Raw genomic sequence first — 24,980 nt, 5'->3', positions numbered from 1 at the left:
CACCGGGGGAACCGTTGACCAACTCGACCTTGCCCGCCCTGACCCGGTCGGGCGCTCGTGTCGCGCCGCTGTCGTTCGCACAGGAACGGCTGTGGTTCATCGACGCCACGACACCGGGTTCGGTGACCTACAACGTTCCGATGCTGATGAACTGGCGCGGCCGGGCGGACCCCGAAGCGCTGCGCGCCGCTTTGACCGCCGTGGTGGCGAAACACGAGATCCTGCGCACGACGTACCAGGTCCGAAATGGACAGCCGGTGCAGGTGGTCGGGGACGCCGAAGCCGCCGAGGTCGAGGTGATCGAGCTCGGCGGCGTCACGGAGGCGGGGCAACGGATCCGCGCGGAAGCCGAGGAACGAGCCGCGAAACCGTTCGACCTGGCCGCGGGTCCGCTCCTGCGCTGTACGGTGTGGCGCGGCGCTCCGTCCGGGGACGCGCTCCTGCTGGTGATCCACCACATCGCCATCGACGGCTGGTCGATCGCGGTGCTGCTGGAAGATCTCGGCAAGGCGTACCAGGAAGCGATCGAGGGACGGCCGGCGTCGTTGCCCGGGCTGGACGTCCAGTACGCCGATTTCGCGGTGTGGGACCGTGCGGCGGGCGCCGATCCCGAGCTGCGGCAACGGGTCGCCGACCGTGCGGCGGATCTGCTGACCGTGCCCGGCGGGGTGAACCTCACCGGCCGACGGGCCCGGGCGGGCTCCCCGGAAGGTTCTGTTCCCGGCGCTCAGCACACCTTCACGGTGCCCGGACCGGTGGTCGCGAACCTGCGAGAGCTGGCGAAGACCCTGCGCGCGACACCGTATGTGCTGCTCTTCGCCGCGTTTCAGCTGGTGCTGCGGCGATGGTCCGGGCAGCCGGAATTCCTGGTGGGGACGCTCGCCGCCAACCGCCCGCACCCGGACCTGGAGAAGCTGGCCGGGTTCTTCGTCAACACCGTGCCGCTGAAATGCCGTTCGGAAACGGACTGGACGTTCGCCGAACTCTGCGGGCATACCCGGAAAGAGGCGTTCCGGTCCCTTACCTACCAACGGATCCCGTTCAACCAGCTGACCGCTGAGGTCGCCGCGGCGAAGGGCGCCCGCGTCGGACTGGTGGACGTGGGATTCGCGCTGCAGAACGTGCCGGCGCCGAAGCCGCCCGCTCCGGAGTTGTGGACTCCGCCGGTCCAGCTTCCGACCGGTACGGCCAAGTTCGACCTCCTTTTGCTGCTGGAGGAGAACCAGGACGAGATCACCGGCATGGTCGAGTTCGCGACCGATCGCCACCCCGGCGGCATGGGCCGGTTCGTCGGCGACGATTTCCTGGCCGTTCTCACGAAGGCGGTGGCCGAACCCGGCAGCACCGTTCGCGACCTGCTCGCCGGGATCGACGACGTCGACGACAGGCTGGCGGGCTGGGAGCCGGACCCGGAGGACGTCGAGAAAGAGCCCGAGTGGCCTCCGGCCGAGGTTTGGCGGGGCGAGTTCACCGAGGAGCAGCGGTGGGCCGCGGACCTCTTCGTGGACGTGCTGCCCAAGGTGGCCAAGGGAGATCTGACGCTCACCGTCGCGGACCTGGTTCCGGAGACGAACTTCTTCTCCCTCAGCGGACATTCCCTGCTCGCGGTCCACATGCTTTCCGAGGCTCAGCGGCGCCACGGTGTCTGGGTGCCCCCGGCCGACTTCCTGGCCGACCCCACGGTCGCCGGGCTCGGCCGGTTGCTCGCCGCGGGTGCCGAAGCGCCGGCCGAAAAGACCGGCGGCGCGGCACCGGATCCGGCGGACCGGTACCCGGCGACCTCGGTGCAGCAGCGATTCTGGTTCCTCGACCGGATCGCCGGGCTGCGGTCGGCTTACGTGCTCCCCATGGTGATCGAACTGCGGGGCGCGATCGACCAGGACGCGCTCCGCAGGGCGCTTCAGCAGGTCCTCGGCCGCCATCCCGCGTTGCGTTCCCGGTTCGAGCTCGACCGGAAGTTGCGGCGGCTCTTCTACCGCACGGACTCGCCGCCCCCCGAGATCATGGTGAGCGACGGTGAACGGTGGGACGACGCCCGGCTCGAGGCCCGGCTGGCGAAGGTGAGCTGGGACGGGTTCGACCTGGCGACGGGCCCGCTCGCGCGCGCCGAGGTCATCACGCGGAAAGACCGGACGCTGGTCGTGGTCAGCGCGCACCACATCGTCAATGACGGGTGGTCGCAGCAGATCCTGTCCGAGCAGCTGGCCGAGGCCTATCGGGCCGAGCGGGAAGGCCGGCCCGCCGAGCTTCCGGCACCCGTCCATCCGTCCCAAGTGGACGGTTCGAATTCTCCGGCGGCCGCGTCGCGGGAAGAGCGGGCCGCCGTGCGAGTGTCCGAACTGGACGGTGCCCCGACCGATGTGCTGCTCCCGTACGATCGGCAGCGGACGAACACCCAGCCGACCCTCGGCGCGTCCCGCCGGGTGAATCTCGGGGAAGAACTGACGGCCCGGTTGCGCGAGGTCTGCGGCGAACTCGGCTGTACCACCTTCATGGCGACAGCGGCGCTGCTCGCGAGCACCCTCGGCGGCCGGAGCGGGCAACGGGACTTCCTGTTCGCGATCCCCTGGGTGGGCCGGGACGCGCCGGAGTCCGCGAACGCGGTGGGCATGTTCGTCAACACGCTGGTGCTCCGGGTGGATTCGAGCGGTGAGCCCACTTGGCGGGAGCTGCTCGGCCGGGTCCGTGAGGCGAGCGTTTCCTGCTACCGCAACGCGGACGTGCCGTTCGACGCGATCGCGTCGGCGGTGCATCCCGACCGCGGCCTCGACCGGCCGCCGGTGACGCCGGTGTACCTCGCTTCGGCCGACGGCGTGCCGACGCCCGCCGAGCTGTCTCCCGGCATCGAAGCCCGTTATCTCCCGCTGCGGCCGCTGCACGTCAAGTACGAGTTCGAGCTCACCGTCACCGAACTCGCCGACGACCTGCTGCTGTCCGCTTCCTATCTGACCGACCTGTTCGACGAAGACACCATCACCGATCTCCTCGCCGCGCTCGTGACGAAGGCGATGAACCTGACGGCTGATCCGGATGCGAAAGCGAATAAGGGGAACTGAAGTGAACGAGACCGTGATCGCTGAGCCCGACATCGTCGGCAAGGTGCGAAGCGCGTGGGCGGACGCGCTCGACATCGCCGTCGAAACCGTTCCGCTGGAGGTCAACTTCTTCGACGCCGGTGGCAACTCGCTGCTGTTGCTGCTGCTCTGGGAGCAGCTCAACGGCATGACCGAACGCGACCTCAGAGCTGCCGACCTCTTCGAGCACAGCACGGTGGTGGCACAGGCCGCGTTGCTCGGCAGCGAGGAGACCGCCGGACCCGCGGAGCTCGGCGGTCGCGAACGCGGCCGGTTGCTCGGCATGGCACGGCGCACCCAGCCGACCGAAGCGGGCAACTGACCCATGACGAACGAGACCGATATCGCGGTCGTGGGCGCCGGTTGCCGTTTTCCCGACGCCTGGACCCCGGAACGCTTCTGGCGGAACCTCGACGCCGGTGTGGTTTCCATGCGGGAACAGGACGAGGACCGGCTCCGGGCGTCCGGTGTGTCCGATGTGGACCTGAAGGCGCCTGACTTCGTCCGGGTGGCCGCGACCCTGCCGGGAGCGGAAGACTTCGCCGCCGAGTTCTTCGGGGTGTCGCCCACCGAGGCCGAGACGATCGACCCGCAGCACCGGCTGCTCCTGGAAAGCTGCTGGGAGGCGCTGGAGTCCGCGGGACATCCGCCGCGCGCGGACGGGCCGGTGACCGGCATCTTCGCGGGAGGCGCGCCGAGCCGGTACTCGGCCGCGCTGCTCGCGGCGAAGACCATGGAGTCCGGGCTGATCGAGGCGTTCGACGACCTCGGGCTGACGCTGGGCGGCCTCGGGGACCTGATGACGTCGAGGATCGGCTACAAGCTGGGGTTGCGCGGGCCGACCGTCGGCGTGCAGACGGCTTGTTCGTCCTCGTTGTACGCGGTGCATTACGCGACCCTGAGCCTGCTCTCCGGCGAATGCGACATCGCGCTGGCCGGCGGTACGACGATCGCCGAGCCGGTCACCGGGTACCGGTACCAGCCGGGCGGCCTGACCTCCGAGGACGGCTACTGCCGCTCCTTCGACGCCACGTCGACCGGAACCGCGTTCAGCTCGGGGATCGGCGTGGTGGCCCTGCGCAGGCTTTCCGACGCGCTCGCCGACGGCGATCCCATCCTTGCGGTGGTCCGCGGCAGCGCCATCGGGAACGAGGGCTCGAACCGGCCGGGCTTCACCGCGCCGACGCCGTCCGGGGTCGCCGACGTGGTCGCGGCCGCGCTGCGGGTGGCCGACGTCCCGGCGCGGCTGCTGCGGTACGTCGAGGCGCACGGGTCGGGCACCGCCCTCGGCGATCACATCGAGCTGCTGGGGCTCACCGACGGCCTGCGGGCCACCACCTCCGACAGCGGATTCTGCGGGCTCGGCTCGGTGAAGGCGAACATCGGGCACACCGGCGCCACCGCCGGAATCGCCGGTTTCCTGAAGGCGGTGCACATCGTGCGCACCGGGAACCTGCCGCCGCAGCCGATGTTCGACCGGCCGCGGGATCCCGGCATCCTCGCCGAAAGCCCGTTCTTCGTGCCGACGAGCGCGAGTTCGAACCTCGACCGGGACCGGCACGTGCTGGTCAACTCGATGGGCGTCGGCGGCACGAACGCCGTCGCGGTACTCGCCCCGCCGCCCGCGCCCGTGCGGCCTCCGGCACCGGATACCGAGGTCGTCCGGCTGGTGCTGTCCGGGCGCAGTCGCGCCGAGCTGGACGCGCTGTCCGTGCGGCTCGCCGATGAGCTGGACACCGGCGCGCCCGCCGTCGCGGACGTGGCGCACACGCTGAGGGTCGGACGGCGGTCCTTCACCGAGCGCCGGGTGGTGACCGCCGCAGCCGGTGAGCTCGCGTCGGTGCTGCGCCTGCCCCGTCCGCCCGCCGCCCGCACGATGCGCACCACCGCCGCGCGGCGCGCGATCGTCGTCGCGCCGGAAGGACTGGACGTGCCGCGCGCGGTGCTCGCCGCGTTGCCCGGCAAGCCCGAAGTGGTGCGGGAGGTGCCCGCGCGACCGTCGGCGGACGAGTTCGTGCTGCTCGTCGGCACCGGCGAACCGGGACCGGCCCGCCATGTCCTGGCGCTCGAACCGGACACCGACCCCGGTGTGCTCGCGGACCGGGTCGAGGAGGCGCTCACGGCGGCCTGGCTGCACGGTGTCGACGTGGCTTGGGAGACGGCCTCCGGTGGCCGCGGCCGCCGGGTCGCGCTGCCGACGTATCCGTTCTCCCGGCGCCGGTATTGGGCACTCGACAGGATGCCGCCGATCGCCGCGCCTTCGAGCTGGTCCCGGTCCACCGAGTCCACTGTGGACACAGCGAGTGCGGTGAACCCGGAGGAGCCCGGATCGATCGAGGCGGAACTGCTCGATCTGTGGCGCGATCTGTTCGGCGTCTCCACGATCGGCGTGGACGACGAATTCGGTCTGCTCGGCGGGACCTCCTTGCTGTACGTCCAGATGGCCCTGAAGGTCCAGCAGCGCCACCAGGTCCTCATCAACGTGCACCGCTCGGGCGGCAGCCGGACCACGGTGCGCAGGGTCGCCCAGATCGTCCGGGGCAAACTCGGCGCCGAAGGCAACGAAGCCGTTTACCAGGTCGCGGACGGAGACGGCGACCTGATGGACGCCGACCTGCAACTGCCGTTGGCCGACGTGGCCGAAACGGAAGCGCCGGGTACCGATGTGCTGCTGACCGGCGCGACCGGCTTCCTCGGCGCGTTCCTGCTGCACGAGTTGCTGGCCTCGACCGAGGGCAGGATCTACTGCCTGGTGCGGGCCGCCGACGAGGCCGAGGGCCGGGAGCGGCTGAGCAACGCGGCGAAGGCGCTGGGGCTGCCGGAAACGGACTCGGACCGCGTCCACGTGGTGCCCGGCGACCTGCACGACATCGCCAGGGTCTGCCGCGAGTACCGGGACGGCGAGCTCGCCACGCAGGTGGGCCGGGTGCTGCACTGCGCGGCCCGGGTGGTCTTCACCGAGCCGTACCGGGTCCTGCGCGAGAGCAACCTGCTGCCGATGGTCGACCTGCTGTCGTGGATGCGGGGCAACGGAATCCGGGACTTCTCCTTCGTCTCCACCGTCGCGGCGACCGGGATCGCGATGGGCACCGGCGGGAAGATCCTGGAGACCAGGGAACAACCGCTGGATCCCGAGCAGGGCGGGTACGGCGTCAGCAAATGGGTCGGCGAACGGCTGCTGGAACGGGCTGAGCGCGACGGCATGCGGGTCCGGGTGTTCCGGCCGGGCGTCATCGTCTCTTCCCGGGCGACGGGGGCCTGCAACGAGAAGGACCTGGTCTGGCATCTGCTGGCCAGCGGTCTCGCGGTGGGCGCGCATCCGCTCGACGAGCGTGCCTGGCCGATGGCGCCCGTCGACGTGGTGGCCAAGGCCATCGCGGAACTCTCGTTCGTCCCGGGTTCGGTCGGCCGCGCGTATCACCTGGTGCACGAGAAATTGATCAACCCGCGGCAGATGTTCGAGCTGCTGGCCGAAGCCGGCCTGCCGACCGAGGCCGTCGATCCGGAGGAATGGAAGCGGCGGGTGGCCGAAAAGGCGCTGGCGACGGGTGACGAGGTGTTGTCGAACATGACCCTCTACGAACTCGAGGGCGAGGAGAACCTCGGCGAGGACGACATGGAAGCCAAGGGCTGGCAGGACTGGCTTAGCCGTTCCGGACTGAGTTCCGAACCGACCGGAGAGCTGCTGCGCGGCGGGCTGGAGTACCTGGCCGAAGGCAAGGCCGCGGCGGGCGAACTGGTGGCGAATCTCGTGAGGACGAGGGGAACGCGCTCATGACCAGGGAAGACGGCTCCGGCGCGATCGGTATCGGCGCGATGCACTGTCTGCTGCCCGAAGACCGGGTGGCGGTCACGGACCTGCCGGAATTCGCCCAGCTCGGCCATGAAGAGCTCCAATTCGTCGAGAAATGCGGCGTGCGGACCGTCGGGGTGTTCACCGAGACCGAGCAGGCCGCCCTCGCCGCGCAGGCCTGCCGGGAACTGCTGGCCGAGCATCCCGTCGACCCCGACATCCTGCTGATGGTCGGCCCGCGGTCACCGGACGTGCTGCTCGGCTCGGACGTGTGCCGCGTGCAGGCGGAGAACAAGATGGACTCGGCGTTCGCCTTCAGCGTGGACGGGCTGGGCTGCACCGGCTCCAGCGCCGCCTGGGCGCTGGCGCGGGACCTGCTGGTGGCCGATCCCGGCCGCGAGAGCGTGATGATCACGCACACCAGCCGTCCGACCGGGGCGGACCGGATCCGGTTCCCCGTCACCGTGGTCGGCGACGGCGCGTATGCGATGACGATGGTCCGGGGCGGCCGTCCGGTGCTGCGAGGGCACCGGCAGGAGACCGACGGCTCCTTCAACGACCTGTTCCGCGTGGACTACAAGCAGACGCCCTGGTACGAGTGGCGCGAGGAGTGCCTGGACCCGTCCAGGTACAGCTTCGAACTCGCGACGCACAGCCAATTCCGGCTCAGCCGCCTCGTCGACCGGGTCCTCGCCGAAGCCGGAGTCGGCAAGGACGCCGTCGCCACCACCCTGATGCAGAACGTCGTGGCGAGCGCGTTCGGCTTCTACACGTCGCTGCTCGAACTGCCGATCCACGACGTCTGCCTGGCGCAGCTGACCGAGTACGGGCACCTCGGCGCGATGGACGTCGTGCTCAACCTCGACCGGCTGCTCGCCACCGGCGAGCTGTCCGAGGGCGATCTCGTGCTGGTGCTGAACAACAGCCCGGTGGCGGCCTGGGCGGTGACGTTGTGGGAAGTCTGAACGGCACACCGGAAACGCTGTACGACTGGTTCGCCGCGTCGGCGGCCAGGTGGCCGGACGAGACCGCGGTCGAAGTGCGGGAGGTCGGCCTGACCTACGCGCGGCTCCACGAATGCGCGCTGGCGCTCGCCGGCCGGATCGTCGCCGAGCACGGCCGCGCGCCGGAGCGAATCGCGCTGCTCGCTTCCCGCAGCGTGGTCGCGTACGCCGGCTATCTCGCCGGCCTGTACCTCGGCTCGGTCCTCACCCCGCTCAATCCGGAGTACCCGGCGGCCCGCAACCGCACGGTCTGCGAGCTCGCGAACGTGGATCTGGTGCTGGCCGACGAAGCGGGCTCCGCGCAGCTCGGCGACGACCTCACCGCCACCGTGCTCACACCCGCCGACGAGGACGTGCTCGCGGCCCGGCCCACCGGCGGACCACGGCCGCGCGAGACGACCGGTGACGACGTCGCGTACGTCCTGTTCACGTCGGGCTCCACCGGCCGCCCCAAAGGCGTGCCGATCCGGCATCGCAATCTGTCGCCTTACGTGGCGCACAACATCGAGCGCTACCAGGTGAAGCCCTGCTGCCGGATGTCGCACGCCTTCGATCTGACCTTCGACCCGTCGGTCTTCGATCTCTTCGTCACCTGGGGCGGCGGCGCGACCCTGGTCGTCCCGCGGCGCACCGAACTGCTGACCCCGGTGGACTACCTGGCCCAGCGCCGGATCACGCACTGGTTCTCGGTGCCCTCGGTGGTTTCGGTCAGCGCGGACCTCGGCAACCTTCCGACCGGACGGGTGAGCGAACTGCGCTACAGCCTGTTCATCGGCGAACAGCTCACGGGACGGCAGGCGCGGGAGTGGCGGGCCGTCGCGCCGGACGCGGTACTGGAGAACGTCTACGGCCCGACCGAGCTGACCGTCGCCTGCACCGAATTCCGGCTGCCGGACGATCCGGCACACTGGCCCGTCACCACGAACGACACGGTACCGATCGGTCCGGTGTACGACTTCCTCGACCACGTGATCCTGGACGAGGCCGGGCTTCCCGCGGAGGAGGGCGAGCTCTGTGTCCGCGGCTCCCAGCGTTTCGACGGCTATCTGGACCCTCAGGACGACGTCGGCCGGTTCCTCACCCACGACGACACCGGGACGACGGTGTACGACGGGAACGGGCCGCTGACCGAGGCGCACTACTACCGCACGGGGGACAGGGTGCGGTGGGAGTCCGGCAACCTGGTCCATTTAGGACGGTTGGACAACCAGGTCAAGGTCCGCGGCTACCGGATCGAACTCGGCGAGATCGAGGCGGCCATGCGACGGCACCCCGAGATCCGGGACGCGGTCGTGCTCGCGATCAAGAACGAGGACGAAACCGAACTCGTCGGCTGCTACACGGGCGAGCCGCAGGCGCCCCTGCGTTTCCTGCACTGGCTGTGCGACCAGGTGCCCATCCACATGGTCCCGCGGCGCTTCGAGCATTTCGATTCCTTGCCCCTCAACGCCAACGGCAAGATCGACCGGAACGGGTTGCGCGATCTGCTGCCCGCCCGCCGTCCGGTCAAGGCGTAGCGATGGACATCCGAAACCGCGCAGAGAAAGGAATCGCTCGCTGATGTCCTACCTCCGAGAACTGATCCCCCCGCCGGGGCCGGTCCGCGTGCTGTGCCTGAGCAATCTGGCGAAGACCGTGGGCAACGGCGTGTTCATGGCGGTGAGCATCCTGTTCTTCACCCGCACCGCGGGGATCCCGGCCGGTGAGGTGGGGCTCGCGCTCACGATCGGCGGGATCCTCGGGATGGCGGCGAGCGTGCCCGCCGGGCAGGCGGCCGACCTCCTCGGCCCGCGCAACACCACGATCGTCTTCATGTGCCTGCAAGGCGCGCTGATGTGCTGCTACGCCTTCGTCGGCGGATTCGTCACCCTTCTGGTGGCGACCAGTCTGGTGCTGATCGCGGAATCCGCGACGGACGCGGCGCGGGGCGCGCTCATCGCCGGGATCACGCGGCCGGAGGAACGGGTACGCGCCTGGTCCTATCTGCGGTCCATCAGCAATCTCGGGGTTTCCCTCGGCGCGGTGGCGGGCGGTATCGGGCTGCACTTCGACACCCGCACGGCCTACATCTCGGTGTTGATCGGCGGCGGTCTGCTGGTCATCTCGGCGGGGTTGGCGTACTTCAGGCTGCCCACCGTGCCCCCGGTACCCGCGCAGTCCGAGGGCGCGCGGCTCGTCGTGCTGCGCGACAAGCCGTACGCGACGATTTCCTTGCTCAACGCCGTGCTCACCATGAACACGGTCATCCTCACCGTCGCGCTGCCGCTGTGGATCATCCAGCAGACGAAGGCGCCCGCGTGGCTGTACTCGGCGCTGCTGTTGCTCAACACGGTCACCGTCGTGCTGCTCCAGGTGCGGACCAGCAAGGGAAGCGACCTGCCCCCCGGCGGGGCCAAAGCCCTGCGCCGGTCGGGTTTCCTGCTGGCGGCCTGCTGCGCGCTGTTCGCGCTCGCGGCCGGGCAGCCGACGTGGCTGGCGGTGCTCATCCTCGTCGCCGGCGCGCTGGCGCACGTCTTCGGCGAGATGCTGTGGAGCGCGGGTTCGTGGTCGCTGTCCTTCGGCCTCGCGCCCGAACACGCGCAGGGCCAGTACCAAGGGTTCTTCGGCATGTCGACGCAGTTCGGCACGATGGTCACCCCCGTGCTGGTGACCGGGCTGATCGTCGGCGTCGGCCAGCTTGGCTGGCTGATCTTCGGGGTGGCGATGATCGCCGCGGGCGTGGCCGCGCCGTCGGCGACCAGATGGGCACTGCGCACTCGACAGCCGTCCGCATCCGCGACCGAATCCGTGACAGGGGCGTGACATGGACTTCAGCCTGTTCTACTTCGCCAACGACAGCCACGAACGTGACCGCAACCGCTATCAGCTTCTACTGGACGGGGCGCGGTTCGCGGACGCCAACGGCTTCACGGCCGTGTGGACGCCGGAGCGGCATTTCCATTCCTTCGGCGGTCTCTACCCCAACCCGTCGGTGACCGGCGCGGCGGTGGCCGCGATCACCGAGCGGGTGCAGATCCGCGCCGGCAGCGTGGTCGCGCCGTTGCACCATCCGATCCGGATCGCCGAAGAGTGGTCGGTGGTGGACAACCTCTCCGGAGGACGGGTCGGCCTCTCCTTCGCGTCCGGCTGGCACGCCGTGGATTTCGCGCTGCGCCCGGAGAACTACCGGGACCGCAAGCAGATCCTGGTGGAGTACGTGGACCAGGTGCGCAGGCTGTGGCGTGGCGAGGCCATGTCCGTCGTCGACGGTGTCGGCACCGAGCAGCAGGTGCGCGTCTTCCCGCCGCCGGTCCAGCCGGAGCTGCCGGTCTGGGTCACCAGCGCGGGCAACGCCGAAACCTTCCGCGCCGCCGGACGGGCCGGTGCGGGCCTGCTCACCCACCTGCTCGGTCAGGACCTCGACGAGCTCGCCGAGAAGATCGCCGAATACCGCCGTGCGATCGCCGAACGCGAAGACGCCGACGGATGGCCGGGGCGGGTCGCGCTGATGGTGCACACCTGCCTCGGCGACGACGAGGACGAGGTGCGCGAACAGGTCCGCGAGCCGCTGCACGACTACTTGCGCAGCTCGCTCGGTCTGCTGCTGGGTTCCCAGCTCAACGGCGCGCGCAAGCTCGATCCGGCCAAGCTGCACAAGGAAGACGTGGATTTCCTGGTGGGGCGCTCGTTCGACCGGTACTACGACGACGGCGCGCTCCTCGGCACTGTCGGCAAAGCGCAGAAGATGGTGGAGCGATTCCGTGACGCCGGAGTCGACGAGGTCGCCTGCCTGATCGACTTCGGGGTGCCCACCGAGACCGTGCTGGCCGGTTTCGAACACCTCAACCAGGTGCGGGAGCTGTCGACCGCGCCCACCGGCTCGTGAACCCTCGCGACGGCGGCACGCGGGAGGCGGCCCCGCCCGCTTCCAGCCTCGAACGGACCGGGGAACGGTTCCGCCGCACGGCGAGCCGGTTCCCGACCGGGGTCACGGTCCTGAGCACCGTCGTGGACGGGCAGCCGCACGGAATGACCGTGAACGCCTTCACCTCGGTTTCGGTCGACCCGTTGATGATCCTGGTGTCGGTGAACCACGATTCGCGGACCTACCGGCACATCAGCTCCTCGGCGGTGTTCGCGGTGACCATGCTCAGCGCCGGCCAAGAGGGCGTCGCCCGTGCCTTCGCCGACCCGAAACGCCCGTCCGGTGCGCGATCCTTCGTGGACATACCTTGGCGAGCTGCCCCGTACACCGGCTGTCCGATCCTGCCCGAAGGGGTCGGCTACTTCGACTGCGTGCTGGACCGGATCCATCCCGTCGGCGATCACGCCGTCCTGATCGGCGCGGTACGCGCGTTCGACGTGCTGACCGGCCGCCCTCCGTTGCTGTTCCTGCACAGCGAGTTCACCGAACCCGGCCGACCGAGTCCGAAAGGGAAACAGCGATGAGTCCACAAAGGACCGACAGTGCGGAGTTCCGTGCCGCGGTCGAGCGGCTGCGGGTGCCCGGAATGGGCACGGAATCCGTCGGGCCGCTGCTGAAGTCGCTCGTCCACCTGGTCCGCCCGCGCCGGGTCCTCGAAGTGGGAATGGGCTACACCACGCCGTTCCTGGCGGGCGCGCTCGCCGAAGTCGAGGAGCTGGTGCGCGCCGAGTCGGAGGCGCTGGCCGCGAAGTCCCGGCCCTACCTCGACCGCGAAGGCGAGCTGGACGAAACCTGGCTCAACGAAGAACCTCCGCTGGCGCGACCCGACTACTACCTCGAGCCGTATCGGCCCACCCTCGTCGCGGTGGACGATCTGTCCATCGAGGAATCTTCCGCGGGCAGGGTGCGGACGGTGCTGCGGGAACTGGACCTCGAAGACCGGGTGACGGTCGTGAACGCCGACCTGCGCGAGTGCGCGGACCTCCTGCCCGCGGAGCTGACGCCGATCGACCTGGCGTGGGTCGACGCGTGGGAGTGCCTGTACTTCGTGGACAACTTCTGGGAGCTGATCAACCCGGACGGCGGCCTGGTGATCCTGCACTACCTGATGACCTATCCCGAGGGGGACGCGATTCTGCGCTATCTGGCGGGAATCCAGCGGTCCAAGCCCGGCGAGATGGAGATCGTGAACCTGCTCGAACCGCACAAACTCGCGCAGAACAGCCTGACCGTGCTCCGTCGCACCGGCGGCGCGGTGAAGCGGCGCTACGCGCGGGCGGGCACCCAGGTCGTCGATTTCAGCGACGACCTGCGGTCGAGCGCGATCGAGCACGCGGCACAGGCCGAGCAGGACAAGGCCCCGCTGGCGAAATGACGACAACGCAAGGGATTCATCCGGGAGGAAGCTTGTACCGACAGGGGACGGCCGGTATTCACTGGGGAGGGGAACGGGATGGACTTCGCGCCTACTGCTGAACAACAAGAACTTCGTGACCGGGTGATCCGGTTCGCCAAGACCACGATCGGTACGCGTGCGGCGGAACACGACCGGGAAGGCACGTTCGACGAGGACGGCTGGAAGCTGTGCGCGGATTTCGGCGTGCTCGGCTGGCCGATCGCGACCGAGTACGGCGGTTCCGGCTACGATCCGCTCACCGCGATCATGGCCTACGAAGGTCTCGGCTACGGATGTGCCGACAACGGCCTGGTGTTCGCGATCAACAACCACGTGTTCGCCTGCGCGGTCTACATCGCCGACCACGGGACGGAAGAGCAGCGGCGGCGGTGGCTGCCGCCGCTGTGCGACGGCTCGATGGTCGGGGCGCACGCGCTGTCCGAACCGGAGACCGGGTCGGACATGCTCGCCCTGACCACCAAGGCGGTCCGGTCCGGGGACGGTTACGTCCTGACCGGCACCAAGAAGTTCATCAGCAACGGCCCGCGCGCCGATCTGTTCATCGTGTTCGCCAGGACGAGTGAAACGGAAGCACCGCAACGGTCGATCTCCGCCTTCGTGGTGGAGCGGGACACCCCCGGTCTCTCCACGGAACTGATCCCCAAGGCCGGGTTGCGGGGCACGCCGATGGGCGAGATCGTCTTCGACGGCTGCGTGCTCCGCGAGGATCAGCGGCTCGGCGCCGAAGGTGCCGGATATCAGCTGTTCACCTCCACCATGGAGTGGGAACGCGGGTTCATGTTCGCCAGCGGGGTCGGTGTGCTGGCGCGGCTGCTCGACCGCTGCGTCGAATACGCGAGCACCCGCCAGCAGTTCGGCCGCGCGATCGGCGCTTTCCAGGCGGTTTCTCACAAGATCGCCGACATGCGGGTGCGGCTGGAACTGGCGCGGCTGTTGCTCTACAAGGTCGGCTGGCTGCGCTCGCGCGGCAGGCTCGCCCTGCACGAGGCGTCGATGTTGAAGCTGTATGTCAGCGAGAGCCTGAGCGTCAGCGCGCTGGACGCGATGCAGATCCACGGTGCCCGTGGCTACACCGAAGAACTGGGCATCGAACGGGAACTGCGGGACGTGCTGGCGGGCACGATCTACGGCGGTACCTCGGAAATCCAACGGTCCATCATCGCCGGCCTGCTCGGTGTTCCCACGTCGGTCTGAGGAGGACGAATGCACGACTATCGGCTCGATCTGGAAAAACCGCTGATCGACGCTCATCTCGACGAGTTGCGCCGCCGCGTCTACTTCGTGTCGGAGGACATCGTCGACTTCCAGCTGGTCTTCTCCGGCAACGAGGTGGTCGCCGTCGTGGTGACGACCGACGAGCCCGCGGACGCCGGCGAACTCTCCAGGAAACTGGAGTTCGTCGTCGAGAACGACGTGCGGACCCAGCTGCCGACGCCGCCGAAGGTGGTGTGGCGATCGGACTCCACCCAGGTGCCGCTTGCCGACGTCTTCGAGGGAATGCTGGCCGATGGCGTGGTGCACGAGATCGGCCCCGGTCAGGTGGCGCTCGGCGAACCGGCGATCACCGCGCTGAACACGCTGGACGGATTGCTGCGCCGCATCATCGACGACGAGTTCGACGCGCGCGAGTACCGGTATCCCACGCTGCTCCCGGTCACCGCGCTGCATCGCAGTGGCTACCTGTCGTCGTTCCCGCAGCACATGATGTTCGCCGCCCGGCTGGACGGCGACGTCGACACCTATCGCGCCTTCGCGAAGGAAGTCACCGAGCGCGCCCAGATCGGTGAACACATCCTCGGGAAATGCGGTCCGGTGGACCGGTGCCTGCCGCCGACGATGTGCTACCACACCTTCGACCAGTTCTCCGGGTCCACATTGGACAGTGAGAACATGGTGGTGACGGCGAAGGGCGGATCGTTCCGGCACGAGGCCCGCTACCACCGGACACTGGAACGGCTGGCGGACTTCACCATCAGGGAAACGGTCTTCCTCGGCTCGGCCGAGTTCGTCCGGAGCGCCAGGGACCGGTTCCGGGACCGCGCGATCGAACTGGTCGCCGAACTCGGGCTCGCCGGGCGGTGCGAGGTCGCCAACGACCCGTTCTTCGCCAGTGTCGAAGGAGCGGCGCGAGCGTCTTCGCAACGGCTGCTCGAACTCAAGCACGAGTTGCACCTGGATGTCGGCCCGCAGGGGCAGAGCATCGCGGTCGGCTCGTTCAACCTTCATGAACAACATTTCGGAGAGGCCTTCGGCATCAGGGGCCCGGACGACGAGGTGGTGTATTCGGCCTGCGTCGGCTTCGGGCTGGAGCGCCTGACCTACGCGGTGCTGTGCCAGTACGGATGGGACATGGCCGGCTGGCCGGAACCGCTACGGGAGCGGGCCGAGCGGCTTCTTCGAGCGACCAGGGGAGATCGATGACGGACACCACTACGGTCAGGCGCGTCGGCGTACTCGGCGCCGGCACGATGGGCATCGGTGGCGCGCACGCGTTCGCCGCGGGCGGATTGCCCGTGGTGCTGGTGGACACCTCCCGTGCCGCCCTCGACCGCGCACGCGACGAGATCGCCAACAACGCCAGGCTTTACGGCATGCTCAACCGCGCGCTCGCGGGAAGCACGCCCGCGGACGTGCTCTCGCGCATCACTTTCACCACCGAGGCGGACGAACTCGCCGACGTCGATTTCGTGGTGGAGAACGTCACCGAGAACTGGGAGGTGAAGCAGGACCTGTACCGCGAGATCGACCGGATCTGCTCGCCGCGGTGCGTTTTCGGGGTGAACACCTCGGCCATCCCCATCACGAAGATGGCCTCGGTGACCGAACGCCCGGACAGGGTCATCGGAACCCATCTGATGAACCCGGTACCGCTCAAGCCGCTGGTCGAGGTCATCCGCGGGTTCCACACCTCGCCCGAGACCATCGAACTCACCCGTGAGGTCTTCCGCCGCATCGGCAAGGATTGCGTCGTGGTCGAGGATTCCTCGGGTTTCGTGACCAACCGTGTCGCGATGCTTTCGGTCAACGAGGCGATTCTCCTGCTCCAGGACAACATCGCCTCGGCGGGCGACATCGACCGGCTCTTCCGGCAGTGCCTCGGGCACCAGATGGGACCGCTGGAGACCGCGGACCTCATCGGGCTGGACACCGTGCTCTATTCCCTCGAAGTGCTGCTCGACAATTTCAACGATCCCAAGTTCCGGCCGGCCCCACTGCTCCGCAAACTGGTCGCGGCCGGCCGACTGGGCCGCAAGAGCGGCCATGGTTTCTTTCCCTACGAGCCGGTCAACGCCGGGACGATGGCAGGTGCCGAATGACTGAGGACCGCATTTCGATCATCCGCGCTTTCATCGCGCAGAACGTCCGTGACACCGAACTCACCGACGATCACGACATCTTCGCCACCAGCAGCGTCAGCTCGATGTTCGCCGTCCAGCTGGTGATGTGGGTCGAGCGGACCTTCGGCGTCGCCGTGGTCCCCGCCGACCTCGACATCGCCAACTTCCGGACGGTGAACCACGTGGCCAAGTTCGTCGAATCCAGGCTCGGCGCCGTCGCCGAGAAGGAAGGCGCCACGGCGTCGTGACCACGACGTCCTCGGCCGTCTCCCCGGTGGCAGCGCCCCTGCCCGGCGCGCTGCCACCGGGGGCCTGCCACGTGTGGTGGGCGAGTACCGCGCAGGCGTCCGATCGGCACCTGGCACTGCTGGACCCGGTCGAACGGGCGCGCCGTGCCGGGATCGCGGGGCAGGCGGACCGGGACCGGTTCACCGTGGGCTGCGCCCTGCTCCGCCTCACGGCGGGCGGCTACACCGGCGTGGCGCCGGAGCGGGTCCGGATCACCCGGTCCTGTCCGGACTGCGCCCTCCCGCACGGCAAGCCCGCCGTCCTCGACGGGGACATCGAGGTCTCGGTGTCGCATTCGGGCAGGCGGATCGCGGTCGCGGTGTCGCGGGCCGGTGCCGTCGGCGTCGACGTCGAAGAGATCCGCGCCGACGCCGACGTCCGGGGGATGGCCGCGTACTTGCTGTCCCCTGCCGAAGCGGCCCGGCCCGCCACCCCCGGCGTCGACGAGTTCGCGGCTTTCTACACGTCCTGGACCAGGAAGGAAGCCATCGTCAAAGCGACGGGCGACGGATTGCGGACGCCGTTGGCCGGTCTCACCCTTTCCCCGCCGGGAGAAAGGGTGAGGCTGGTGGCGGCGGAGGGCCGGGACGACCTGGCAGGCCAGGTCACGATCAGAGACCTCACGGCGGGCCACGGGTATGTCGCGTCGGTCGCGGTGCTCGGGGCCCGGCTCCTCGAGGTTCGCGAACTGGACGGGAGCACGCTTTTGGCGTGAAGACGCAACCGGTTCCGCTCTGTGGACGTGCTGGTCCGCACGGACGGTCGCTGCCGACAATGGCCCGCATGACCGGAACCGGCCTGACCGACGAAGCCACCTACGACCGCACACGGCTCGCGCAGTGGCGGGCCGGGCAAGCGCGAGGTGACGGGATGTCCCGGCGCGGGCTGCTTCGCCTGGCGGCAGGCGGCACCCTCGCGCTGACGGCGTTCGGGACGCTTCCGGTGGGGATGGCTTCGGCCGCCTCGCCGATCGTGAAACCGTTGCCGCCGGAATTCTTCGAGGTCCACGGCACCAACGCGGAAACGCGCTGGGAGGCTCTGAGCGGTCAGGGTTACCTGACGCCGATCGACCGGTTCTTCGTGCGGAACCACACCGCCACCCCGTCGATCGACGCCGCAGACTGGCGCCTGAAGCTGTTCGGAACGGGACTGCGCGGTGCGCCGACGGCGGACAGGCCCGTCGAGTTCACCTACCGCGACCTGCTCCGGTTGCCTTCGGAGACGATCACCTCCGCCATCGAATGCGCGGGCAACGGCCGGAGTTTCTTCACCGGCCAGCAAGGGCAGGCGGTATCCGGCACGGCGTGGAAGCTCGGCGCGATCGGGGTCGCGCGCTGGCGCGGCGTCCGGCTCTCCACCGTGCTGGCCAAGGCGGGACTGACGCGGCACGCGGTGGACGTCCTCCCGGAAGGACTGGACGCCGACTACGTGACCGGCGGGGCGAACCTGGGGAAGGTCCGCCGTCCCTTGCCGATCGCGAAAGCGTTGCAGGACGTCTTGCTGGCCTACGAGATGAACGGGCAGCCGCTCCCGCCGGACCACGGCCACCCGGTGCGGCTCGTCGTGCCGTCCTGGGTGGGCATTTCGTCGATCAAATGGCTGGGGCGCGTCGAAGTCTCGGAAATGCCGCTGGTGTCGCCTTGGAACACCCAGTACTACCGGCTGCTCGGGCCGGGCTATCCGGCGGAGGGCACGGTGGTGACCCGGCAGGTAGTCAAGAGCGCGTTCGAACTGCCGTGGAACGCCGAATTCGCGGCGGACGGCAGGCATGTGCTGCGCGGCCGGTCGTGGTCGGGCAACGGCCGGATCCGGCGCGTCGAAGTCGACGCCGGCACCGGCTGGCGGCAGGCGAAGTTCGTGGGCACTTCGGCGGATCGCGGCTGGCAACGCTGGGAGATCCCGTGGCGCCCCAAGGCTTCCGGCACGCACACCCTGCGGGCGCGGGCCACCGACATCACCGGTGCCGCCCAGCCGGACGTCACCCCGCACAACACCCAGGGCTACCTGTTCGACGCCGTCGTCCGCCATCCGGTCCGGGTGGTGTGAGATGACGCAGTCGGTCGCGGTGAACGGGGAGCCGACCGTCGAGCTGACCCTGGCGTTGCGGGTGAGCACCGACTCCGAGCACGCGGCCGCGATCGCCGCGCGCCTGCTCCGGTCCTTTGAGGACACTGTCGGCGTGACGCTGACGGCACGGACGTTCCACGAGGGCGAGACGAACTCCGGTCAGGTCGTCGAACTCGCCGGACGGCGGCGGCGCCTCGGCGATTCCGCGCCACCACTGCGTATCGAGCCGGATTCGCGGCGAGTGCTGTTGTGCGGCGAGGTCCTGGATTTCACCAGACTGGAGTTCGATCTCCTGCTGTTCCTGAGCCGGAACCCGGACCGCGTCTTCGACCGCGGCACCCTGATGGCGCGGGTGTGGGAACTGAGCGGCGGCAACGGGCGGACCGTGGACGTCCACGTCCGCAAGATCCGAGGGAAGCTGGAACCCGTGCTGACGCCGATCACCACGGTGCGCGGGGTCGGCTACCGGTTCGACGGTGCGGGCCAGGTACTCATCGCGGACTGAGCGAGGAGTCTGCGAAGTTCGGCTCAGAGTCTTCGGGCGCCTTGGACTCGATGGCGACCGAAGAGTTGTATCGAGCCACGGTCTTCCGGAGTTGGTCGGCGTGTTGGTAGATGTCTTCGACCGCCGCGATGGGGATACGTGTCTCGACCTTGTTCTCGTCGAAGATACCGAGGTACTTCTTTGAACGGTTGAACCACAGCCGGGCGATAGGCTTGCGATTGTTGTCATCGAGAAGTACGCCGAAATAGGTCTTCGTGTCACGGGCGACGATCCGCGCTGCCGGGACCTCTCCGCAAACGATGGCACGTACGATCCGGTACCCCTCGAGTTCTTCTTCGGTAGTGACCACATCGCCGTTGCTGTCACGCGCCCTTGCTTCCTCGGGCACCGCTGGCTGGCTCTCGGCGGGAGTACCTTGCTCGGGAAGTTCGGACGCTCCGCTTGAAACGCTGACGAAGGAATCGGGCCCGCCCAGCGCGTTCTTCAGCCGGTCGTTGACCTGCTCGTTGAGGAACTGGCGGGTCGCCTTCTCCACGAGCGGGGCGAACTGTTCGCGAACTCGTTGGGTGAAGGACCCTTCGTAGACACGGCAGGCCAGGAACTTCACCCATTCGTCCTCGGGCGTCTTGAACTGGGTCGCGAGGATGCGCTTGATCTGGCCGATGTACTTGAGCTCTTCGGCCGCGTTGATGACCGAGTCCAAGTTGAAGGACTCTTTGCTCAGCTTCGCGAGCTCTGGGATAAGGGTATCGTCGATATCCGAAAAATCCAGGACCAGAAAGGGCTTCGCGTCCATTCTGTTCGGCGCGTCCAGGTCGGTGTAGAACTGGTACGTCTCGCCGTTCGTGAGGATGGCGATCCTTGCGTTGGTGACGGCGAAGTACCGGAAAAGCTGGGACGCGTGCTCGATACGAAGCGGATCGTTGATCTTTTTGGCCTCGACCAGGACCTGCACCTGCCCGTCGTGCACGATGGCATAGTCGATCTTCTCGCCCTTTTTGGTTCCGACGTCGGCCGTGAACTCAGGGATGACTTCGGCGGGGTTGAAGACGTCGTAACCAAGGACTGTACTTATGAAGGGCATCACGAAAGCGTTCTTGGTGGCTTCTTCCGTTTGGATATCGGCCTTGTGCTTCCGGATCTTCAGAGCCAGAGCTTGTGCGCGCTCTGCGATCTCCATGCTTGCCCTCCATTTGACATGTTCTCGGGCGGGCCTCGGCCGCGCCTGTCCCCAGAAGCTCGCGTCTGTGTCGCGGGACATAGGTCGTTGGCAGCGGCTCTCGTGTTACATCCGGTGATCTATCGACTACATGGGAGGTGGTCAAGTGACTGCGTAACAAGCCCGGGCGCCGGAAGGCCGTGGGGTCGCGGCGCATGATCTATCGCTCATGATCATCACCCGGGCGAAGCCGGAATGTCAGGATACGGACCGTGACTCCGACCTACGTTCTCGTCCACGGCTCCAACAGCGCCTCGTTCACCTGGGGCCCGCTGCAGCGCGAGCTCGCCCTGCTCGGCCACCGCACGCTGGCCGTCGACCTTCCCGGCCACGGTTTCAGCGCCGGTTTCCAGGCGGCCTACCAGGCGCCGCAAGACCTCGCGGCGCTGGCCACGGCGCCGTCGAACCAGGCAGGCGTCACCGCCGCCGAAGCCGTCGAGCACGTGGTGGACATCGTGCGCGAGGTCGCCGTGCACGGGCCGGTCATCCTGGTCGGCCACAGCCGCGGCGGGGTCGTGCTCACCGGGGTGGGCAACGCCGTCCCGGAGCTGATCGAGCGGATCGTCTACGTCTCCGCTTGGTGCGCCGTCGATTTGACGCTGGGCGAGTACATGCAGGAGCCCGAGTACGCGACCAGTGCGCTGAACGACGTCGGCGGTGTCGTCGTCGCCGACCCCGCCGCGCTCGGCGCGCTCCGGATGAACTGGCGTACCGCCGATCCCGCACTGCTCGCCGCGTTGAAGACGGCGATGCTCGAAGACGGCACCGAGCAGGAGTTCTTCGCCTACCTCAACACTCTTGAGCCGGACGAGAGCCTCGACGCCGGTACCGAGAGGGCCGACGCCGCCACCTGGGGCCGGATCTCGCGCACCTACGTCAGGCTCACCGGAGACCTGTCGGTCCCGCTCGCGCTGCAGGACCGCTTCATCAAGGAGGCGGACGCGCTCACCCCGGACAACCCGACCGACGTGCGTTCGCTCGAAAGCAGTCACGTCCGCTTCCTCATCCACCCGAAGGAGGCGGCGGCTATTCTCGCCGGGCTCGTCTGAGCCCCGGGGTTCTGTTCCGCCGGGGGAGGAGGAGACCCGAGAACGATGACGGACGGACCATTCACCAAGGGGCACCTGATCACGTTGCTGATCAGTTCCGCGATCGGGGTGGGATTCGGGGCCGGGTGGTGGTTCTTCGGGGCCTCTTCCGTTTCCGGCGGATCGATGCCGCTGGTCGTCTTGGGTGTCCTCGCGGTACTGGGCCTGGTGGGCTGGCTCCTCCTGACCGCCCGTCGCGGTGCCGGGCTGCCCGCGGGCGGCGGCCGGGAGGAGAGCCCGTTCGGCAAGCGGTACGGGATCGCCGTGTTGCTCATGCTGGTGGGGATCTTCGCCGGAGCGCGGGTGCTCTCGGCGGTCTTCGAAGTTCCCGAAGCCGTGCCCGCGTGGGTGCTGTTCGTGGTCGGCTTGCATTTCCTGCCGTTCGCGAAGTTGTTCGGGTCGCGGCGTTTCCTGGTGCTGAGCGTGCTGTTGTACGTCGTCGCCGTGCTCGCGGCCGTGCTCGCGATCGCGGGCTGGACGGCGGCCTGGCGGCTCGTGCCGGGCTTCGGCGGGGCCGTGATCCTCTGGGCGACCGTCGTCGCCGGGCTGCTCGACACGGCTCGTCAGGGAGCGACGAGCCCGGCTTCGTAGGCGAAGATCGTCAGCTGGACCCGGCTTGCGCCCGATGACGGCGAGGGGGCCTTCGCGATTCCGGCATGATGCGGTCATGACCGAGCCCGTCCATCCGTTCGCCCCGCCCGCCCACGAACGCCACTGGATCGAAACCGTCACCGAACTGGCGAAGGACTTCGCCGCGACGGCCGCCGAGTTCGACGAAACGGCCGAACTGCCCATCGTCAACCTTCGCGCGTTGCACGCGACAGGACTCGACAGGGCGACATTGCCCGCGGAGTTCGGTGGCGAGGACCTCAGCTATCGGGCCTACGGCGAGATCGTCCGGATACTCAGCGCCGCTTGTCCCTCGACGGCGTGTATCTGGGTGATGCACATCGGTGCCGCGGTCGGCCTGGTCCAGCTGTCCGATCCCGCAACGGGCCGCTTCTACGCCGGGGAACTCATCGGTGGCAAGCGGTTCGCCAACGCGCTGTCGGAACCGAGCAGCGGCAACATGTTCCTGATGCCGCAGCAGATCGCCGAGCCCGTCGACGGCGGGTTCGGGCTCACCGGCGCCAAGCGGTTCGTCTCCGGCTGTGAAGCCGCCGACCACTTCCTGGTCAACGCGCTCGTCGGCGGCGTGCCCACCTTCTTCGGCGTAGCGCCGGACGACACGATGACCTTCGTGCCCATCTGGGACACGATGGGACTGCGCGCCAGCCGCAGCCAGCTCGTCTCCTTCGAAGGGACCGTCCTGCGGGAAGACCGCAGGTGCCCGCCTTCGGCCGAACGGCGCCCGAACCACATCTCGGCCGGGCTCGCCTTCTTGTCACTCGGGATAGCCGACGCGGCGGAGGACGCTCTCGTCTCTCACGCCCGAAGCCGCGTCATTCCCGTGACCGGACAGCCGCTCGCCGAGATGCAGTGGCTGCGGTTCGAAGTCGCGGATGTCCACACCCGCCTCGAAGCCGCGCGCATGTACGCCCAAAACATGGCGTGGCTGGCGGATCAGAACTCGCCGGAGTTCCTGCCCGCGACCATGACGGCGAAGGTGCTCGCGAACGACATCGCCCGCGATGTGGCCCAGCTGGCGCTGAAGGCTGGCGGCGGTTCGGGCTTCCTGCGCACTTCGCCGATCCAACGACTGTTCCGGGACGCGCAGGCGGGCGGGCTGATGGCCTATTCGGCCGAAGTCTGCAAGGACCTGATCGGGAAGACGGTGCTCCTGCCGCAGGACTGACCGCGGATGGGACCCGGCCGGGTGACGTCACGCCCGGCCGGCCCCGCCGAAGCGGGTCAGCAGCAGCCGGTGCCGCTGCAGTCACAGTCGCAGCAGTCGTCGTTCCGCATGATCATCCACCTCCTCTTCCGGGTTCGCGGTCAGGCGGGCACCACGCGCCGGGAAGGGGATCGGCGCAGCTCTCGCCGGACATCCCGGACAGCATGGAAGTGAGTTCGGCGCGCAGCGCGCCGAGCCGCGTCATCTCGGCGTCGATTTCGGCGAGATGGCGTTCGAGCATGGTTTCGGCGGGTTCGCACGGGCACACCCCGGTGTCGCGCACGCTCAGCAGGTCACCGATCTCCGTCAGCGTGAGCCCGAGCCGCTGGGTGCCCCGGATGAACCGCAGCCTGTCGATGACGCCCTCGTCGTATCGACGGTGTGCCCCGGTGGTCCGCGCCGGTGCGGGCAGAAGGCCGATGCGCTCGTAGTAGCGCACGGTGTCCGGTCGCACCCCGGCTCGTGACGTCACCTGGGACATGGTCAACGCCGTCAGCGCCGTCGTCGCTTCGGTTCGCATGTCCCGAGGGTAGAACTTGGACCCGGCTCCAGAATCAAGTCCGGAATTCGACCGGGCTCGCGAGGAGAAGACGACGGCGCGGCGTGCCCGCATCATTCGAAAGGGTGGAAACGGCGAGAGGACGGCACGGTGACTGACTTCCGGTACGTGATCAGGGATCTCACCACGGAGGGTGAACAGGTCGACGCCCTGGTGTCCGAGCTGGACGACGCGGGATGGGATCTGCCCACCCCCGCGGGCGGCTGGTCGGTCAGGCACCAGATCGCTCATCTCTCCTTCATCTTCAAGATCGCCGGACTGGCCGCGGCCGAGCCGCAGAAGTTCGCCGAAGTCATGAAGAGCTCGATGACACGTGGATTCGACGCCGCCGTCAACGCGGCCCTCGACGACTACCTCGGTGACCCCAACGAGGTCCTCCTGAGCCGGTGGCGCGCCGAACGCGACGCCGGTATCAAGGCGCTCGCCGCGGTCCCGGCGGACCAGGTCGTGCCGTGGCTGGTCAACCCGCTGCCGCCGGCCATCCTCGCCTGCGCGGGGATGATGGAACTGTTCGCGCACGGCCAGGACGTCGCGGACGCGTTAGGGGTGCGTCCGGAGCGGACCGACCGGCTCGCGTACCTCGTCGGCTTCGCCGTCCGTGTGCGGGACTTCGGCTACGAGGCCCGGGGCCTGACCCCGCCGGAGCAGGAATTCCGCTTCGAGATCACCTCGCCGTCCGGCCAGCTGTGGACGTTCGGACCCGAGGACTCGCGGCAGCGGATCACCGGCAGCGCGGAGGACTTCTGCCTGCTGGTCACGCGGCGCCGTCACCGTGACGACCTCGACGTCCGTGCCGAAGGCGCGCTGGCGGACCACTGGCTGGACATCGCGCAGGCGTACCGCGGGCCCGCGGGCGAGGGGCGCGCGCCGGGGCAGTTCGACCGCTGAGA

General features: G+C 68.7%; 22 protein-coding genes. 20 read left to right on the top strand and 2 right to left on the bottom strand.

All coding sequences use genetic code 11. From position 1 onward, the window contains the following. The first annotated feature begins 14 nt into the window (after nucleotides 1-14). The 16 genes from ACLJRM_RS27030 (at nucleotide 15) to ACLJRM_RS26955 (ending at nucleotide 19,390) form a co-directional block, all read left to right on the top strand. A complete protein-coding gene (locus tag ACLJRM_RS27030) occupies nucleotides 15-3,056 on the top strand; it encodes a condensation domain-containing protein (RefSeq protein WP_410664624.1) in 3,042 nt (1,013 codons plus the stop codon). Between the two features lies 1 nt (nucleotide 3,057). Further along, nucleotides 3,058-3,396: an acyl carrier protein gene (locus ACLJRM_RS27025; RefSeq protein ID WP_233222964.1), complete on the top strand. Its 339-nt coding sequence runs from the start codon at nucleotides 3,058-3,060 to the stop codon at nucleotides 3,394-3,396. A gap of 3 nt (nucleotides 3,397-3,399) precedes the next feature. Next, entirely contained in the window at nucleotides 3,400-6,852 is a 3,453-nt protein-coding gene (locus ACLJRM_RS27020) for a thioester reductase domain-containing protein (protein ID WP_410664623.1), read from the top strand. Then, nucleotides 6,849-7,832, top strand: coding sequence for a 3-oxoacyl-[acyl-carrier-protein] synthase III C-terminal domain-containing protein (locus ACLJRM_RS27015; protein ID WP_101610570.1), 984 nt, complete (start codon nucleotides 6,849-6,851; stop codon nucleotides 7,830-7,832). Before ACLJRM_RS27020 ends, ACLJRM_RS27015 begins: the two co-directional genes overlap by 4 nt. Next, nucleotides 7,820-9,388: an amino acid adenylation domain-containing protein gene (locus tag ACLJRM_RS27010; RefSeq protein ID WP_410664622.1), complete on the top strand. Its 1,569-nt coding sequence runs from the start codon at nucleotides 7,820-7,822 to the stop codon at nucleotides 9,386-9,388. Before ACLJRM_RS27015 ends, ACLJRM_RS27010 begins: the two co-directional genes overlap by 13 nt. Before the next feature lie 43 nt (nucleotides 9,389-9,431). Further along, entirely contained in the window at nucleotides 9,432-10,673 is a 1,242-nt protein-coding gene (locus tag ACLJRM_RS27005; protein ID WP_101610568.1) for an MFS transporter, read from the top strand. 1 nt (nucleotide 10,674) lies between these two features. Next, a complete protein-coding gene (locus ACLJRM_RS27000; RefSeq protein ID WP_410664621.1) occupies nucleotides 10,675-11,736 on the top strand; it encodes a MupA/Atu3671 family FMN-dependent luciferase-like monooxygenase in 1,062 nt (353 codons plus the stop codon). Next, on the top strand, nucleotides 11,733-12,299 hold the full coding sequence (locus ACLJRM_RS26995; protein ID WP_410600487.1) for a flavin reductase family protein: 567 nt from the start codon (nucleotides 11,733-11,735) through the stop codon (nucleotides 12,297-12,299). The genes ACLJRM_RS27000 and ACLJRM_RS26995 overlap by 4 nt, the downstream gene beginning before the upstream one ends. Further along, nucleotides 12,296-13,150, top strand: coding sequence for a class I SAM-dependent methyltransferase (locus tag ACLJRM_RS26990; RefSeq protein ID WP_101610565.1), 855 nt, complete (start codon nucleotides 12,296-12,298; stop codon nucleotides 13,148-13,150). Before ACLJRM_RS26995 ends, ACLJRM_RS26990 begins: the two co-directional genes overlap by 4 nt. 78 nt (nucleotides 13,151-13,228) lie before the next feature. After that, nucleotides 13,229-14,386, top strand: a complete 1,158-nt coding sequence (locus ACLJRM_RS26985; RefSeq protein ID WP_410664620.1) for an acyl-CoA dehydrogenase family protein — start codon at nucleotides 13,229-13,231, stop codon at nucleotides 14,384-14,386. Between the two features lie 9 nt (nucleotides 14,387-14,395). Further along, nucleotides 14,396-15,613 (top strand): hypothetical protein, encoded by a 1,218-nt coding sequence (locus tag ACLJRM_RS26980; protein ID WP_410664619.1) that lies wholly within the window; start codon nucleotides 14,396-14,398, stop codon nucleotides 15,611-15,613. Beyond that, nucleotides 15,610-16,509, top strand: a complete 900-nt coding sequence (locus ACLJRM_RS26975) for a 3-hydroxyacyl-CoA dehydrogenase family protein (RefSeq protein ID WP_101610562.1) — start codon at nucleotides 15,610-15,612, stop codon at nucleotides 16,507-16,509. The genes ACLJRM_RS26980 and ACLJRM_RS26975 overlap by 4 nt, the downstream gene beginning before the upstream one ends. Then, nucleotides 16,506-16,778: an acyl carrier protein gene (locus tag ACLJRM_RS26970; protein WP_199192894.1), complete on the top strand. Its 273-nt coding sequence runs from the start codon at nucleotides 16,506-16,508 to the stop codon at nucleotides 16,776-16,778. The genes ACLJRM_RS26975 and ACLJRM_RS26970 overlap by 4 nt, the downstream gene beginning before the upstream one ends. Further along, the gene (locus ACLJRM_RS26965) at nucleotides 16,775-17,533 is read left to right on the top strand and encodes a 4'-phosphopantetheinyl transferase family protein (protein WP_410664618.1); all 759 of its coding nucleotides are present in this window, start codon (nucleotides 16,775-16,777) and stop codon (nucleotides 17,531-17,533) included. Before ACLJRM_RS26970 ends, ACLJRM_RS26965 begins: the two co-directional genes overlap by 4 nt. Nucleotides 17,534-17,601: 68 nt before the next feature. Further along, nucleotides 17,602-18,864 (top strand): sulfite oxidase, encoded by a 1,263-nt coding sequence (locus tag ACLJRM_RS26960; protein ID WP_410664617.1) that lies wholly within the window; start codon nucleotides 17,602-17,604, stop codon nucleotides 18,862-18,864. A 1-nt stretch (nucleotide 18,865) separates the two neighbouring features. Further along, the gene (locus tag ACLJRM_RS26955) at nucleotides 18,866-19,390 is read left to right on the top strand and encodes a winged helix-turn-helix domain-containing protein (RefSeq protein ID WP_101610561.1); all 525 of its coding nucleotides are present in this window, start codon (nucleotides 18,866-18,868) and stop codon (nucleotides 19,388-19,390) included. On the opposite strand, the gene ACLJRM_RS26950 is transcribed toward ACLJRM_RS26955, so the two are convergent. Further along, nucleotides 19,377-20,570, bottom strand: coding sequence for a type I restriction endonuclease (locus tag ACLJRM_RS26950; protein WP_410664616.1), 1,194 nt, complete (start codon nucleotides 20,568-20,570; stop codon nucleotides 19,377-19,379). The genes ACLJRM_RS26955 and ACLJRM_RS26950 overlap by 14 nt on opposite strands. 251 nt (nucleotides 20,571-20,821) lie before the next feature. Here ACLJRM_RS26950 and ACLJRM_RS26945 point away from each other — a divergent pair, with 251 nt between their 5' ends. The 3 genes from ACLJRM_RS26945 to ACLJRM_RS26935 all read left to right on the top strand — a co-directional run bounded on the left by ACLJRM_RS26945 (nucleotide 20,822) and on the right by ACLJRM_RS26935 (nucleotide 23,492). After that, nucleotides 20,822-21,658, top strand: a complete 837-nt coding sequence (locus ACLJRM_RS26945; RefSeq protein ID WP_410664615.1) for an alpha/beta fold hydrolase — start codon at nucleotides 20,822-20,824, stop codon at nucleotides 21,656-21,658. Nucleotides 21,659-21,703: 45 nt separating this feature from the next. Beyond that, the gene (locus tag ACLJRM_RS26940) at nucleotides 21,704-22,288 is read left to right on the top strand and encodes a DUF7010 family protein (RefSeq protein ID WP_410664614.1); all 585 of its coding nucleotides are present in this window, start codon (nucleotides 21,704-21,706) and stop codon (nucleotides 22,286-22,288) included. A gap of 76 nt (nucleotides 22,289-22,364) precedes the next feature. Further along, the gene (locus ACLJRM_RS26935; RefSeq protein WP_410664613.1) at nucleotides 22,365-23,492 is read left to right on the top strand and encodes an acyl-CoA dehydrogenase family protein; all 1,128 of its coding nucleotides are present in this window, start codon (nucleotides 22,365-22,367) and stop codon (nucleotides 23,490-23,492) included. A 112-nt stretch (nucleotides 23,493-23,604) separates the two neighbouring features. Here the strand turns inward: ACLJRM_RS26935 and ACLJRM_RS26930 are convergent, their stop codons facing one another. Next, entirely contained in the window at nucleotides 23,605-24,051 is a 447-nt protein-coding gene (locus ACLJRM_RS26930; protein WP_101610557.1) for a MerR family DNA-binding protein, read from the bottom strand. A gap of 129 nt (nucleotides 24,052-24,180) precedes the next feature. Here ACLJRM_RS26930 and ACLJRM_RS26925 point away from each other — a divergent pair, with 129 nt between their 5' ends. Further along, complete coding sequence (locus tag ACLJRM_RS26925) at nucleotides 24,181-24,978, top strand: TIGR03084 family metal-binding protein (protein WP_101610556.1); 798 nt, start codon at nucleotides 24,181-24,183, stop codon at nucleotides 24,976-24,978. The last annotated feature ends 2 nt before the right edge of the window (nucleotides 24,979-24,980 follow it).

The sequence above is a fragment of the Amycolatopsis sp. lyj-84 genome (assembly GCF_046549075.1).
GTDB lineage: Bacteria > Actinomycetota > Actinomycetes > Mycobacteriales > Pseudonocardiaceae > Amycolatopsis.
Note: the sequence above shows the minus strand (reverse complement) of the source record. Positions and strands in the feature narration are given on the sequence as shown.

Bases quoted from the DNA above. Each gene is read 5' to 3' on its own strand.
- ACLJRM_RS27020 (WP_410664623.1), top strand. From the start codon at position 3,400: ATGACGAACGAGACCGATATCGCGGTCGTGGGCGCCGGTTGCCGTTTT.
- ACLJRM_RS27015 (WP_101610570.1), top strand. From the start codon at position 6,849: ATGACCAGGGAAGACGGCTCCGGCGCGATCGGTATCGGCGCGATGCAC.
- ACLJRM_RS27005 (WP_101610568.1), top strand. From the start codon at position 9,432: ATGTCCTACCTCCGAGAACTGATCCCCCCGCCGGGGCCGGTCCGCGTG.
- ACLJRM_RS27000 (WP_410664621.1), top strand. From the start codon at position 10,675: ATGGACTTCAGCCTGTTCTACTTCGCCAACGACAGCCACGAACGTGAC.
- ACLJRM_RS26990 (WP_101610565.1), top strand. From the start codon at position 12,296: ATGAGTCCACAAAGGACCGACAGTGCGGAGTTCCGTGCCGCGGTCGAG.
- ACLJRM_RS26985 (WP_410664620.1), top strand. From the start codon at position 13,229: ATGGACTTCGCGCCTACTGCTGAACAACAAGAACTTCGTGACCGGGTG.
- ACLJRM_RS26980 (WP_410664619.1), top strand. From the start codon at position 14,396: ATGCACGACTATCGGCTCGATCTGGAAAAACCGCTGATCGACGCTCAT.
- ACLJRM_RS26975 (WP_101610562.1), top strand. From the start codon at position 15,610: ATGACGGACACCACTACGGTCAGGCGCGTCGGCGTACTCGGCGCCGGC.
- ACLJRM_RS26970 (WP_199192894.1), top strand. From the start codon at position 16,506: ATGACTGAGGACCGCATTTCGATCATCCGCGCTTTCATCGCGCAGAAC.
- ACLJRM_RS26960 (WP_410664617.1), top strand. From the start codon at position 17,602: ATGACCGGAACCGGCCTGACCGACGAAGCCACCTACGACCGCACACGG.
- ACLJRM_RS26955 (WP_101610561.1), top strand. From the start codon at position 18,866: ATGACGCAGTCGGTCGCGGTGAACGGGGAGCCGACCGTCGAGCTGACC.
- ACLJRM_RS26950 (WP_410664616.1), bottom strand. From the start codon at position 20,570: ATGGAGATCGCAGAGCGCGCACAAGCTCTGGCTCTGAAGATCCGGAAG.
- ACLJRM_RS26940 (WP_410664614.1), top strand. From the start codon at position 21,704: ATGACGGACGGACCATTCACCAAGGGGCACCTGATCACGTTGCTGATC.
- ACLJRM_RS26935 (WP_410664613.1), top strand. From the start codon at position 22,365: ATGACCGAGCCCGTCCATCCGTTCGCCCCGCCCGCCCACGAACGCCAC.
- ACLJRM_RS26930 (WP_101610557.1), bottom strand. From the start codon at position 24,051: ATGCGAACCGAAGCGACGACGGCGCTGACGGCGTTGACCATGTCCCAG.